General features: G+C 64.4%; 11 protein-coding genes and 1 tRNA gene. 6 read left to right on the top strand and 6 right to left on the bottom strand.

Going from position 1 to position 12,886, the window contains the following annotated elements:
* Positions 1 to 82 precede the first annotated feature (82 nt).
* A complete protein-coding gene (locus tag FVP60_RS10450; protein WP_147826220.1) occupies positions 83 to 1,573 on the bottom strand; it encodes an L-serine ammonia-lyase, iron-sulfur-dependent, subunit alpha in 1,491 nt (496 codons plus the stop codon).
* 152 nt (positions 1,574 to 1,725) lie between these two features.
* Between FVP60_RS10450 and FVP60_RS10445 the strand changes: the two genes are divergently transcribed.
* Positions 1,726 to 2,106, top strand: a complete 381-nt coding sequence (locus tag FVP60_RS10445) for a cupredoxin domain-containing protein (protein WP_187240641.1) — start codon at positions 1,726 to 1,728, stop codon at positions 2,104 to 2,106.
* Positions 2,107 to 3,200: 1,094 nt separating this feature from the next.
* Here FVP60_RS10445 and FVP60_RS10440 read toward each other — a convergent pair.
* Together FVP60_RS10440 and FVP60_RS10435 are read right to left on the bottom strand one after the other, a co-directional pair.
* Positions 3,201 to 3,273, bottom strand: a tRNA-Arg gene (locus FVP60_RS10440).
* A gap of 158 nt (positions 3,274 to 3,431) precedes the next feature.
* Positions 3,432 to 3,992 carry an asparagine synthase gene (locus tag FVP60_RS10435; protein WP_147826218.1) on the bottom strand — a complete coding sequence of 187 codons (561 nt, stop codon included), beginning with the start codon at positions 3,990 to 3,992 and terminating at the stop codon, positions 3,432 to 3,434.
* Positions 3,993 to 4,133: 141 nt separating this feature from the next.
* Here FVP60_RS10435 and FVP60_RS10430 point away from each other — a divergent pair, with 141 nt between their 5' ends.
* The 4 genes from FVP60_RS10430 (at position 4,134) to FVP60_RS10415 (ending at position 9,599) form a co-directional block, all read left to right on the top strand.
* On the top strand, positions 4,134 to 4,985 hold the full coding sequence (locus FVP60_RS10430) for an SDR family NAD(P)-dependent oxidoreductase (RefSeq protein ID WP_147826217.1): 852 nt from the start codon (positions 4,134 to 4,136) through the stop codon (positions 4,983 to 4,985).
* A gap of 156 nt (positions 4,986 to 5,141) precedes the next feature.
* The gene (locus FVP60_RS10425) at positions 5,142 to 6,209 is read left to right on the top strand and encodes a threonine aldolase family protein (RefSeq protein WP_147826216.1); all 1,068 of its coding nucleotides are present in this window, start codon (positions 5,142 to 5,144) and stop codon (positions 6,207 to 6,209) included.
* Positions 6,210 to 6,700: 491 nt separating this feature from the next.
* The gene (locus tag FVP60_RS10420) at positions 6,701 to 9,205 is read left to right on the top strand and encodes a helix-turn-helix domain-containing protein (protein WP_147826215.1); all 2,505 of its coding nucleotides are present in this window, start codon (positions 6,701 to 6,703) and stop codon (positions 9,203 to 9,205) included.
* A gap of 109 nt (positions 9,206 to 9,314) precedes the next feature.
* Positions 9,315 to 9,599, top strand: coding sequence for a hypothetical protein (locus FVP60_RS10415; RefSeq protein WP_147826214.1), 285 nt, complete (start codon positions 9,315 to 9,317; stop codon positions 9,597 to 9,599).
* Positions 9,600 to 9,629: 30 nt separating this feature from the next.
* Here FVP60_RS10415 and FVP60_RS10410 read toward each other — a convergent pair whose 3' ends face one another.
* Together FVP60_RS10410 and FVP60_RS10405 are read right to left on the bottom strand one after the other, a co-directional pair.
* On the bottom strand, positions 9,630 to 10,781 hold the full coding sequence (locus FVP60_RS10410; protein WP_147826213.1) for an acetyl-CoA C-acetyltransferase: 1,152 nt from the start codon (positions 10,779 to 10,781) through the stop codon (positions 9,630 to 9,632).
* A gap of 87 nt (positions 10,782 to 10,868) precedes the next feature.
* Positions 10,869 to 11,711, bottom strand: a complete 843-nt coding sequence (locus FVP60_RS10405) for an alpha/beta fold hydrolase (RefSeq protein ID WP_147826212.1) — start codon at positions 11,709 to 11,711, stop codon at positions 10,869 to 10,871.
* A gap of 144 nt (positions 11,712 to 11,855) precedes the next feature.
* On the opposite strand from FVP60_RS10405, the gene FVP60_RS13070 reads away from it, so the two are divergent.
* On the top strand, positions 11,856 to 12,161 hold the full coding sequence (locus tag FVP60_RS13070) for an acyl-CoA-like ligand-binding transcription factor (protein WP_187240640.1): 306 nt from the start codon (positions 11,856 to 11,858) through the stop codon (positions 12,159 to 12,161).
* Between the two features lie 10 nt (positions 12,162 to 12,171).
* On the opposite strand, the gene FVP60_RS10390 is transcribed toward FVP60_RS13070, so the two are convergent.
* Entirely contained in the window at positions 12,172 to 12,786 is a 615-nt protein-coding gene (locus FVP60_RS10390; RefSeq protein WP_147826210.1) for a TetR/AcrR family transcriptional regulator, read from the bottom strand.
* Between the last annotated feature and the right edge of the window lie 100 nt (positions 12,787 to 12,886).

The raw sequence follows: 12,886 nt of genomic DNA, 5'->3' as shown, positions 1-12,886 counted from the left end.
CAGAGCCCAGCCCGTCAAGAGACCCCAGCTTGTCAAGTGGGGTTGGGCCGTCGGGCGAGGTTGGGCCGTCGAGAGTGCGCGGTTAGCACTCGATGACGTTAACGGCGAGGCCGCCCTCGCTGGTCTCCTTGTACTTCGTTGACATGTCGATGCCGGTCTGGCGCATGGTTTCGACCACGGCATCGAGTGAGACGTAGTGCGTGCCGTCGCCACGCAGCGCGAGGCGCGCGGCGGTGACAGCGGTGGAGGCGGCGATCGCGTTGCGCTCGATACACGGAATCTGCACGAGGCCACCAACCGGGTCGCACGTGAGGCCGAGGTGGTGCTCCATCGCAATCTCGGCAGCGTTTTCGATCTGCCGGTTGGTGCCGCCCATCACAGCGGTGAGGCCGCCGGCCGCCATCGCGCACGCGGAACCAACTTCGGCTTGGCAGCCGCCTTCGGCTCCCGAGATGGAGGCGTTGGCTTTGAAGAGGGAACCAAGGGCCGTCGCCGTGAGGAGGAATCGGCGAATGCCGCGGCGGCGATTCGCGTCGGCAAGCTCTTCTTCGCTCAGGTTGTTGGGATTTGGTTCCGTGGCCTCTGATGTGAAGCCGAGCAGCGCACTGCCGACGAGCTCGCCGTGCGGGGTGACGGCGTTGCCCTGGCCGAGGCCGGAGTCAGCCAAGAAGCGCCACCAGTACATCGCGACGGCGGGGAGGATACCTGCGGCGCCGTTGGTGGGAGCGGTGACGACGCGGCCACCCGCGGCGTTCTCTTCGTTGACGGCGAGTGCGAACGCACCGAGCCACTCGCCGGGAAGCTCGCGATGGCCGTCAGATTCTGAGGCCTCGAGCTGCTCGCGGATGGTGTTGGCGCGGCGCTTGACGCCCAGAATTCCGGGCAGCACGCCGGGAGTGTGCAGCCCCGCGTCGACGCAGCCAGCCATGGCGTTCCAAATGGCGTCAAGGCCTTCGGCGACTTCCGCTTCGCCGCGCAGCGACTCCTCGTTGTGACGTGCAATTTCGGCGATGCTGAGGCCGTGCTCATCGCACAGCTCAAGCAGCGATTCGGCGTCGCGGTAGGCGTAGGGGAAGGATCGCGTGCCAAGGCTTTCGCCCTGACCCTCGCGGCGAATAAACCCGCCGCCGACGGAGTAGTAGGTCTCTTCTGCGACGACCTCGTCGCCGCTGTAGGCCCACAGCGTCATCGCGTTGGGGTGACCGGGCAGGCGCGTGCGCGGCTCGAAGGTGATGTCCGCCTTGACGAACGCGACCTCGTGCTCGCCGGCAAGATTCAGTGGCTCGTTCTCGGGGTAGTTTGTCCAGGCGTTTCGCACCGCGGCCGGGTCGACGGTTTCGGGGTGCAGGCCGCGCAGCCCTGCGACCACGGCATCCGGGGTTCCGTGGCCAATGCCGGTGGCTCCGAGCGAGCCGTACAGTGCGCAACTCACCCGCGTGACGCGAGCAATGGTTCCGCTCTGCTGCAACCGTTCGACAAAGTCGACGGCGGCCCGCATGGGGCCAACGGTGTGGGAGCTTGACGGTCCGACACCAATGGAGAACAGGTCAAAAGCAGAGACGTACGCAGTCACCTCCCCAGCCTAGATCTGTTAGCGGTTGCACCGGCGCTTTGGGTGGCGTGGGTGATGCTTTGGGGGTGGCGCTTTGGGGGATGCTTTGGGTGGGGCGCGGGTGATGAGAGAGGATGGAACCACCGTCAAACTCAACACGTCAGGAGCGTGCCGTGCCTCTTCGCACATCCGTCATCAAGCTGGGCGCCATCGCCGCAACGCTGTTGCTTCTCACCGGCTGCGCCTCGGGTTCTTCTGACGCGGTGGCCGCCACGGGCGAGACGACCGAAGTGACGGTCACGGTTTCTGGCATGAGCTACGTGCCCAACGTCATCGAGGTTCCGGTCGGCAATGAGCTGGTGGTCACGTTTGAGAACACCGGAACCGTGATGCACGACCTCGAGTTCGCCAACGGTGTGAAGACGGATGACCTGGCACCCGGTGCGAGCGAAACCATCACGGTCGGTGTGATTGGTTCGGATCTCGAGGGCTGGTGCGCCATCGGAAATCACCGCGAGATGGGCATGGAACTCACCGTTGTCGCGGTGAAGTAGGAGCGGTTAGCTGCTGGCGACTAGCATCGCGGGTCGGTGCGGCACGCATGTCGCACCGATCGACAACGAAAAAGCCCCTGCCACTGCAGAGGCTCGATGGCGCGGGGTTAGTCCGACCCCCTTCGGTGTCGGTCTAGATCGGGCGGCAAGCTGCGGCGACCCCGCGCATCAGCTCAGCCCACCCTCCTGCGGCGGGTAGGACGGAATGTCGAACGGCTTCTGCGCGCGTGTTCGCGCTTGCACCTCGGCACGGCCCTGGGTTTCGGCGGTGGGCTTGTAGCCCTGCCAGTGGCGCCCAATCGCTCGCAACCAACCCGATTCGGTTTCGATTCGCGGCGCAGTGGGAGCGGCGTGCCCGCCTTCGTTGTCCCACCGCTCGGAACTTCTTCTATCTGACTCCCGGTCAGTTCGCTGATTTCTTCTCATTTCTGGACGTTACGCCCCCAAGCTGTGTGCGCTCACATCTCACCCGAGCCGGCGCACGGAACCACGCCCGCGCCGCGCGCCGTTGCCAAATGTCGGAGACATGGTTCCAAATACCCTCACCGGGGCCCATCCACCGGCGCGTCGCCAAATTCGTCCGACATTTGGGAACTCCGCCGCGCCCGAAGCCTCGGGAATCGGCACGGCGCTACACGGAACCACGCCCGCGCCGCGCGCCGTTGCCAAATGTCGGAGACATGGTTCCAAATACCCTCACCGGGGCCCATCCACCGGCGCGTCGCGAAATTCTTCCGACATTTGGGAAGCTTCGCCGCACCCAAGGCCGCCGGATTTAACGCGGAACGACCACCGCGGGTTACGGAACCACCCCCGAGGCTCGCGGAACCACCCCCGCGGCTCGCGCCGTTGCCAAATGTCGGAGAAGTGGTTCCGAATACCCCCACAGGGGCCGATCGGCCGGCGCGTCGCCAAACGCGTCCGACATTTGGGAGACTTCGCAGAGCCCGAAGCCGCCGAAACCGGCACGACGCTTGCCGCGACGGGCGCTTCGCGCCAGACTCAAGGCGTGACGCCGCGCCTCCCTGACAACCTGCAGAAACGAAGAAAGCCTCTGCTTTCGCAGAGGCTTTCTGGACTGTCTCAACACAGTGTGCGCTCGAAGGGACTCGAACCCCCAACCTTCTGATCCGTAGTCAGATGCTCTATCCATTGAGCTACGAACGCCCGGCCGTTGCTTTCGCTTGGCCGTAGATAAGCTTACAACACTCTCCGCCTAGGAGCGAATCGGCGGCGGCGCAACGGAATCCCGGGCGCGCCGCACATACCCAGCCCCGCGGTTCCGCGACGCGCACGCAGCACGCCGCACACCCCCACGCCAGAACCTACTGCCCGGCCCACTCCTGACGTTTCTTGGCCTGGGCCTCGAGGTTTTGCAAGTCAATCATCAACAGCGCTTGGATTCGGGCGTCGCGCATGCTCTCGTAGTCGGGGTCGGCGTCGGGGCGCATGGCCTCAACCCGCAATCGATTCTGCAGATTGTTGGCGACGTCGGTCCAGGCCGCCTCGCGGCTCGATTCGACGAGGGCGCGCACGGCGGATTCGTCGTCCATCATTTCGCGCAACTTCGCGGCGACCTGTTCGGAGTGTTTGCGTCGCTGGCGGAGATTTTTCACGTCGCGATCACGGTAATCGTGCGTGCCGTCAGACAGCGAGTAGCGCCCGAATGCGGCACGCTGCATTTTCTTGAGGCGTCGGGCCGCCTTCTCCGACTCTTTCGCGAGCGTCTCCATGGCGTTGCGAGCGACCGCGTCAAAGTGCCCTACGTCAAAGTTTTCGCCGTCGGCGATGGTGTCAACGAGGATGTGATTCTTCACAATCAGCCGGGCTGCCGCGAGCGCAATGGCGACTCCTTCGGCAATCGCGTCGGCGTGTTTTTTCCTCATTGAAACCTCCCCTCACTGACGAGAGTAGTCGCACCGGCACGGGAGGTCATCACAAATCGGAACCTCGGCATGGCGGGCGCGGATTCGGCGGGCGGTGCGCCACGATGAGACTGCGCGCAATGATGCCGCGGAAGGATCCCGATGCCCCGACTTAATGCCACCGGACACACCAGCGCCATCACCGGAGCCGCCGCCGGCATGGGCGCCGAAGTCGCTCGCCAACTCGCCCAGCTCGGAGCAAACCTCGCCCTCATCGACCGCGACGCTACCGCCCTCGCCACCGTCGCGGCCGAAATCCAAGCGCTCGCACCCCAAGCGGTCATCACAACCCATGTCGTCGACCTGGCCGACGATGACGCGGTCGCCGCCACCTGCACCGAGATCATCGCCGAACACACCGCGCTGCAGTCGCTGATCACGTGCGCCGGCTCATCCATGCTCGGCTCGCTCGAACAGCTCACCATGGCCGAGATGCGCTGGCTGATGGATGTGAACCTGTGGGGAACAGTCAACATCACCAAGGGCTTGCTGCCGGCCCTCCACGCGTCTCGCCGCGCCCACATCACCCACCTTGCGAGCATCTACGCGCTCGCAGCCCCGGGCGGACGCATTCCCTATTCAATGAGCAAGTTCGCGGTGCGCGGTTTCTCCGAAGCCCTGCGCCACGAACTCGAAGGCTCACCGATCACGGTCGGCGCCATCTACCCAGCCGGAGTGAAGACCGGCATCATCTTGCGAGGTCGGTTCGCCGCAGCCCTCGACCCGGCCATCGCCGACCGCGCCGCCACCGCACAAGCGCGCATGTACGACACCGAGCCCGCGGTCGCGGCAGGCATCATCGTCAACGCCACCCTGAAACGACGCGCACGCACCATGATCGGCCGCAAGGCCTACATCGTTGACGTGCTCGTGCGCGCGCTCCCCGTGCGGCACTGGTCTTTCATGCGCGGCCCGCTGCGCGAGGCCACCGACACCACCACGCCGATTGCCTAATTCTCGCCACCGCAGGGGTTCGCGGAACCACGCACCAGGTTCCAGCGCCGGCGTACGTTCGCGCAACCACGCGGCAAGTTCCAGCACGGGCGCACGGAACCACGCCGCGGCTTACGAGAATGCTGTGCCACCTCGAAAAGGTCATAGGCTATCTCGGTGACCAATCTGCACGATGTGAACGTACGCGGCTTCGCTTCCGACAACTACTCCGGCATTCACCCGGAGGTACTCGCGGCCATCGCCGAAGCAAACGGCGGGCACCAGATCGCGTATGGCGATGACCAGTACAGTGAGCGCCTGCAGGCCGTTTTTGCCGCTCATCTGGGCGAGGGCGTTGAAGCTTTTCCGGTGTTCAACGGCACGGGCGCAAACGTTGTCGGCCTCCAGTCGATGATCCCCCGTTGGGGAGCCGTTATTGCCGCCTCCACCGCTCACATCAACGTTGACGAGGGCGGCGCCCCCGAACGCGTCGGCGGCATCAAGCTGCTGACCGTAGACACCCCCGACGGCAAGCTCACGCCCGAGCTCATCGACAAAGAGGCGTGGGGCTGGGGTGATGAGCACCGCGCGCAGCCGCTGGTTGTTTCGATCACTCAGACCACCGAGCTCGGCACGCTGTACTCCATCGATGAGATCCGCGCGATCGCGTCTCACGCTCACAGCCTCGGCATGACCGTGCACATGGATGGCGCTCGCCTGGCGAATGCCGCCGCGGCGCTGGGTGCGCCCATGCGTGCCTTCACCCGGGATGCCGGCGTTGATGTCATGAGCTTCGGCGGAACCAAGAATGGCGCCATGCTGGGCGAAGCGATCGTGGTGATGAACCAAGAAGCCGCGACGGGCCTCAAATATCTCCGCAAGCTCAACATGCAGCTCTCATCGAAGATGCGCTTCGTTTCGGCGCAGCTCATCGCGCTGCTCGAAGGCGACCTGTGGTTGCGCAACGCCTCGCACGCCAACGCAATGGCTCAGCGTCTGCGCTCCGCTCTCGAGGCCGGCGCTGCCGATGGTTCCATTCGCGGCGTCGGGTTTACGCAGCCCACTCAGTCCAACGGCGTCTTTGCGACCCTGCCCGAGGGTGTCGCCGATCGCGTGCGCGAGACGTTCCGTTTTTATGACTGGAATGCCGCCAACCGCGAAGTGCGCCTGATGTGCAGCTTTGACACTAGCGAAGCCGATATCGACGCTTTGGTGCAGCTCATCGCACACGAGACCACGCGCTAACCTCCCCGCTGCACACGTCGTCCTCGGAACCCGCACTGCGGTTCCGAGGACGACGTTTTCTGTTTCTGGGGCCGCTACGCCACTGCACCCTCACCGTCAGATCCGCGGCGCTCAGGGCCTGAAACATCAGATGTTGTCTCCGTACTGAGTGCGTCACATTCCCTCTCCGAGGAGAGGTAATCGTGAGCATTTGTCGCTGTAGGGGGTGATTGTACGGACTCAGGCACTTCCACTTACGCAGACACGCTGAGAAAATTACGGCGATGGGGTCATATTTCACGGAGAAACCCGTGAATCTGTGCCAGGGAAGCCCTGAGCATGGGCGAATTCGGACAATTCAACGCCGATTCGGAATACGGTCGTTGAAAATCCGAACATGGCATATCTGGTTCCAATCCTCTTTTCCGAGAACGCGGTTTTGGGCACGCAACCACAGCACCAAGAAGTAGCAGTTCACGCAGCACCAATTCACCTCCCACAGGCAGTTCGCAATGTCACACACAGATCTCTCGTCTCCGAGGACGATACTCACCGACTCTTCTACGCCGATGTACTACGGCCGCGCGGAGACCGTCGCGGCGATCCTCGACAATCTCGCGTCGCAGCGCGATGTCATCGTTGAGGGCGAAACCGGCCTGGGCAAATCGATGCTGCGAGCCACGGTGGCACGGGTGGCGCGTGCCGAGGGCTGGCGCACCATTCGTCTCGACCAGCCGGCAACCGTTTCGGGTGGCGAGCGCGCGATCGTGATCACCGACCTCGACACCCTGAGCTCGGCCGACCTCAACCGCCTCTCCGAGTTGCAGCGGGTGGACGGCGTGCGCCTGTTCGCCACTCGCCGACCGCCGCACCCTTTCGCGTCAACCTCGAGCCAGACGCGCGCGCCGATCATCTCGCGCGCCACAACAATCACGTTGATGCCTCTGACATTGGCTCAGTGCGACGCCCTCATCGAAGAGCAGGTTGGCATCACGCCGATGCCAACCGAACCAACTCTCGTCGAGCGTCGGTGGATCTGGGCGCAGAGCGGCGGATTTCCGCGTATCGCGATGTCGCTCTTGCAAAGCCTCAGTGAAGCTCCGGTTGAAGAAGACAGTCTGTCGACGCCATCGCGACGCACACTGATCGAAGCCTCATCCGTTCTCGCTGGCTTGCCGCCGGCGCTGCAACGCTTCGCCGGCAGCCTGCTCCCCCTGGTCGGGGTGAGCTTTACGCGCATCCGCCGCTTCTTTAATCGAGTCGAACTGTCACTCTTGATTGAATCTCACGTCATCAGCGACCACCGCGACACCCTGTGCATCCCGGGGCCGATCCAGGCGGCACTGCGCATGATGACCGAGCCAGAGATGACACCGCTCGCGCAAGACATCATTGCCGACATTTGCGCGTCGGTCGTCATTGACGCCGAGTGTACGGAGAGCGAGGTTGGTGTCGCCGCGCGTGCTCTCACGATCGATGCCACTCTTCGCGCCCTGATCGACCCCGATGCACAGCTTGCCGTGCTCAGCATGGCCATGTGGCTCAGCCGCCGTCGCGGCGAGTCGGAACAAGCTGCCGCGCTTGCCCGACGCATTCTCACCATGCATCCTGCTGCCACCAGTGACGGACTGCTGCGCACGGCGCGGCAAGAGGGCGACGACTTTGAACGTCTCACCGCCGATCTTCGCGCCGGCATGAACCTGCCTGTCTACGACCTCTGCCTCTGGGCGCTGTGTTTGCAGATTCCGCTGACGTCGGGCGCTGAAGGTGTCGATGAACTTCTCGTCGAAATCGGTGTTCAAAGCGCGCGGATTGATCGCTATGGCCTCGAAACTCATCGCGCCAGCCTGGTCGCGGCCGCGGCTCTCGATCGCGGCGAATTCGATGAGGCACTGCGCCTCACCGCGCCGCTGCTGGTTCCGTCGCATCGCGACACGTTGGCCGCCCTGCGCGCCTACAGCGTCGACTCGCTCGTGCACGCGCAGCGACTCGATCACGCAGCGTTGCGCGCCACGGCCGAAGGGTTCGCTCAACTCGCGACCGCGACCACGTTCGAGCGCGGGCTGAAGGCCGACCTCACCCGCCGGATGACGCTCGACGCGCTCACCGTCATTGCCTGCGCATTTGGCGCCGCCGGCCAACGCGTGCCGAGCAGCATTGAGCAGGTCACCGACCGCTTCTTGACCGAGGGCTTGCTGCACGACGACCTCTCCATGAGCACGTCGGCCACCATCTGTCACCTCATCAGCGCCGCCCAGCATGACCAGCAGGAAGAGCTGCACGGCGGCCTGCGTTTTCTCACCCGCGAGAGCCGTACCGACACGTCGGCATGGGTATTGGCGGCGGCCGCTGGGCGCGAGCCCGCTCCCCTGTTCTCGCCAGTAACCTCCGCGCTGTCGCAGGCAGTGTCACTCGTTCTCGCGCTCACCGTCGAGATGCAGCGCGGGCAGCACACCTTCACCGAGGCCATCGACGCCCTGCCTGACCAGTCCATTCCGCTGACCCGCCTGGCGCAGCAGTTCATTGCCACCGCCGCCACCGGCGCCACCGGCGCCACCGCACAGGTAGACGAGATTGCGGGCCTCGAAGACGCCACGATTCCGGGCGCCATGGTGGACTTCTGCATCGGTGTGGCCAATGCCGACCCCATGCGTCTGCGCCGCGCCGCGTTCACCTTTCAATCCATGGGCGGCGGCGAGCAGGCTCAGGCCGCCCTCACCGCACTCGCCCCCCTCGTCTCCGGCGATCACGCCTTCGAAAAATCACTGCGCCCACTCAAGCGCACCGTGAGTTCTCGGTTGCGGGCAATGGATGAGAAGGCGGAACCATTGACGCCGCGCGAGTACGAAATCGCGTTGTTGGCAGCCCAGGGGCACCGTAACGCCGACATCGCCCAGCGTCTGTTTCTCTCGGTTCGCACGGTCGAGTCGCATCTGTACCGGGCCATGCGCAAACTCGCCGTTGACCGTAAGGGTCTGCACCCCTCCGTGCTGTTGCGGATCGGGATCGAGTCGTAGCGCTGTTCACCCGAGGCCGGTATTCAGCAACCGCACCTATGCTGTGCCCAAGCACTCATCGCGGTCGAGAGCGCTTCGGCGCGACGACCGCGCACCGAAGGATGTCACCATGAAGCGTTACTTGGCCGCCACCGTCTGCGCCGCAGCACTCCTCCTCGCCGCGCCCGTCGCAGCATCTGCCGCCGCTCCCACCGCCGTCGCAGCCCCGGCGGCTGCCGTCGTGGTTCCGGCCGTCGGCCCCGGCCCGCTGGTCGAACAACCCCTGGAAGGCTTCTTCCCCACGGTGGGTCTGTGCAACGCCGAGCGGCTGAGTTTTCGCAGTCAGGGTTACTGGACCGGCGGGTGCTTCTACTCGTCTACCAATCGCGGCTGGGCTTTCTATTACAGCCGCTAGTCTCAACGCTCTCGCCTGTTGAAAGCCCGATCAGAGGCGTTCAATGATGGTGACGTTTGCGAGCCCGCCGCCTTCGCACATGGTCTGTAGCGCGTATCGCCCCTGGCGGCGTTCGAGCTCGTTGAGCATGGTCGCGAGAATGCGCGTGCCGGTGGCGCCAATGGGGTGACCCAGCGCGATGCCTCCGCCGTTGACGTTGACCTTGCCGTGCGGCGCGCCGGTCTCCGCCATCCACGCAAGCACAACGGAGGCGAACGCCTCATTAACTTCGAACAGGTCAATGTCATCAACCGTCAGGCCGGTCTTCGCAAGCGCGTGCTGCGTTGCCGCGATGGGCGCCGTCAGCATCAGAACGGGGCTGTCACCCCGCACCGACATGTGGTGAATACGGGCGCGCGGGGTGAGGCCGTGATCTTTCACTGCCTGTTCTGAGGCGATCAGCACGGCAGATGAAGCGTCAGAAATTTGCGAGGCGACGGCCGCTGTCAGGCGTCCGCCTGGGGTGAGCGGTTTGAGCCCCGACATGCGCTCCAGTGTGGTGTCGCGACGCACACCCTCGTCGAAGTCCAAGCCGTTAAGCGGCGCGATTTCGTTGGCGAACCGCCCCGCTTCTTGTGCGGCTGCCGCCCGCTGATGACTCGTGAGCGCGTACTGTTCCATCTCCTCGCGCGTGATGTTCCACTGTTGCGCGATCAACTCAGCACCACGGAACTGCGAAATCTCCTCACCCGGGTATCGCGCGTTCCACGCCGGAGATTCGGCGTACGGCATCGAGAATCCGAACTGCTCACCGACGGTTGCCGCCGAGAGAATCGGAACCTGCGACATGTTTTGTAGACCACCAGCGATGACGAGGTCTTGTGTTCCGGACATCACCGCCTGCGCCGCAAAGTGCACGGCCTGCTGGCTTGACCCACATTGGCGGTCGATCGTGACACCGGGCACGTGCTCGGGAAAGCCTGCGGCGAGCAACGCGGATCGCCCAACATTGCCCGATTGCCCACCGATCGCGTCGATGGTTCCGACGATCACATCGTCAATCGCGCCCGGGTCAATGCCGACTCGATCAACCAGCGCACGCAATGAGTGTGCCCCGAGGTCGATCGGATGAATCTGGGAAAGCGACCCGCCTCGCTTGCCAACCGGTGAGCGAACCGCGTCGACGATATATGCCTCTGCCATGGTGCCCCACTCTTGTTTGAGTCTGTGCGTCGTGCCTGCCAGCGGCGTCACCGCGGCGTCACCGCAGATACACCCGCGTGAATCACCCTAACCCGCGAGCCCTGCCGCAGGCTCGAACCGCTCACTCCGCAGAAAGTCCATGATGCGGCGGGTGGTGGGCCCGGCGTTGCGGATCATCGACTGGTGGCTCGTGTCAGGCAGCGTGTCAAACCGCGCGTTGGGAATGAGCGCTGCCGCTTGCCGTGCCCATGGTTCCGGAACCACGTAGTCGCGTTCGCCGCGAAGCACGAGCGTTCGCTGGGTGATGCGCGGGTAACTCCTCTCCGGCCGATGCACCATCATGGCGCGCATCTTGCGGATGAGGTTGGGACCCGCTCGCAAATACTCGAAACCGCCGAGCATCACGACCTTGGGGCTCTCGCCCCACAGGTCACGCACCAGGCGGGCTGCCTGAACGGCGATGTGCCGCGCCGACACATCGACCGTTGGCGCGATCAGTACGAGGCGGTCGACAAGGTCGGGGTGGCGCACCGCGAGCTCGGCCACGACCTGGGTACCCATCGAATGCCCAATTGCCGTGACCTGCGAGACACCGCGCTCGCGCAACAACGCAGCCACCATGTCGGCGGTGCGCTCCATCGTCGGGGTGCGCGGTGGTTCCGGCGAATCGCCGTAACCGGGCTGATCAATCGCGATAACGCGGCCGAGGCGCTTGAGGTCATCGATCAGCTCGGCGAACACCACGCGCCCCATGCCAATACCGTGAACCAGCACGAACACCGGGCTGCTACCTGCGCCGAATTCTTCGTACACGAGCTCGGCGCCCTGCCACAAAAAGGTTCCGACGTGACCTTCAAGAGCCGGCGCGCCCGCGGCCTCCGTCACAGCGTCCGACAGGCTGTCGTCGGGTGCGCCGGGGTTCGTAGCCATGTTGCTAGCCTACGGAACCAGGGCGCACCTCACGACGCCAGCGTGTGACCCGGTCGTATCGACCACCTTTCCATCTCGGGATCTGCCAGCATTCCCGCCGTCTTCGGCGTCAGCACGGTTCCGGGTGCAACCGCGTTGAGCGGAATGCTCGAACGCGATCCGAAAGTCGCCGAATTTGGCCCCGACTTCTTTCGACTCGTGATGACCGAGCCAGAAATCGCGGCGCTCGCACCGAGCGCACACAGCCCGTGGATCGCCGAGGTGGCTTCATTCATCGCCTCGCGACGGCCCGCGCTGCCACCCGCCGTGGCTCACGCGATCGCCGCCGCCTACCAATCCGTCATGTTTGCGGCACTCATTGAGTGGGCGGCAAGCGGCGCGCCCGGCAATGCGGACGACGCGGTGGACGCCATGCTCGTTCACCTCGGCCCACTCGCCGATGGCGAATAGTCCGGGCCAATCACTCCGCGGGCGTCAGAATGCCGGTGTGCAGCAAGCTCAGCAAATGATCGGTGAGGGTTTTCGTCGTGTGGCGTCCGTCGGGGCGGAACCAGCGCGCCGTTGACCACGCCGCGTCACGGATAAAACGGAAGGTGAAGGCGGCATCGAGGTCGGCCCGAAAGTCCCCAGACTCCTGCGCCTCCTCGATGGTCGCGATCCAAACGGCCTCGATGCGTTCGGTATCTTCGCTCAAGAATTCGAAGCCCGAAACGGTCGCCAAATAGGCGGACTCCTGCTGGTACAGCCCCACCGCTGCTGGCTGACGTTCAATGGTGTCAAGAACCACGGCGACGAGTCTGTCGAGCCGCTCCAGCGGACTACTCGTTTCTTGCGCCAGCAGTTCCACCTCTGCAACGAGTGTGCTCGTAAACCCGCGCAGCACCTCGAGCAGAATCGCCTCTTTTGACGTGAAGTGGTGGTACAGGCTGCCAGACAGAATCCCCGCTTCATCCGCGATTTCGCGAACCGTCGTCGCCGCATAGCCTTGCCTCGCCATCAGGCGTGCGGCGATGGCTAGAATCTGCTCGCGGCGCCCTGAACTCGGCTCATCACGTGCGCCGACACTTGCTGGCATCGTTGTCTCCTCACCAAGCGTTTGTTTCGTATCTGTCCTACCACTGTTCGCCGCGCATCGAGGTGCCCTCCGCCAGAAGCGTCGCCCTTTCCGCCCCCTG

The organism is Microbacterium mitrae (assembly GCF_008017445.1).
Lineage (GTDB): Bacteria > Actinomycetota > Actinomycetes > Actinomycetales > Microbacteriaceae > Microbacterium > Microbacterium mitrae.
The sequence above is the reverse complement of the archived record's forward strand: the minus strand, read 5'-3'. Positions and strand labels throughout refer to the sequence as shown.

Bases quoted from the DNA above. Each gene is read 5' to 3' on its own strand.
- FVP60_RS10435 (WP_147826218.1), bottom strand. From the start codon at position 3,992: ATGAGGAAAAAACACGCCGACGCGATTGCCGAAGGAGTCGCCATTGCG.
- FVP60_RS10430 (WP_147826217.1), top strand. From the start codon at position 4,134: ATGCCCCGACTTAATGCCACCGGACACACCAGCGCCATCACCGGAGCC.
- FVP60_RS10420 (WP_147826215.1), top strand. From the start codon at position 6,701: ATGTCACACACAGATCTCTCGTCTCCGAGGACGATACTCACCGACTCT.
- FVP60_RS10415 (WP_147826214.1), top strand. From the start codon at position 9,315: ATGAAGCGTTACTTGGCCGCCACCGTCTGCGCCGCAGCACTCCTCCTC.
- FVP60_RS10410 (WP_147826213.1), bottom strand. From the start codon at position 10,781: ATGGCAGAGGCATATATCGTCGACGCGGTTCGCTCACCGGTTGGCAAG.
- FVP60_RS10405 (WP_147826212.1), bottom strand. From the start codon at position 11,711: ATGGCTACGAACCCCGGCGCACCCGACGACAGCCTGTCGGACGCTGTG.
- FVP60_RS13070 (WP_187240640.1), top strand. From the start codon at position 11,856: ATGCTCGAACGCGATCCGAAAGTCGCCGAATTTGGCCCCGACTTCTTT.
- FVP60_RS10390 (WP_147826210.1), bottom strand. From the start codon at position 12,786: ATGCCAGCAAGTGTCGGCGCACGTGATGAGCCGAGTTCAGGGCGCCGC.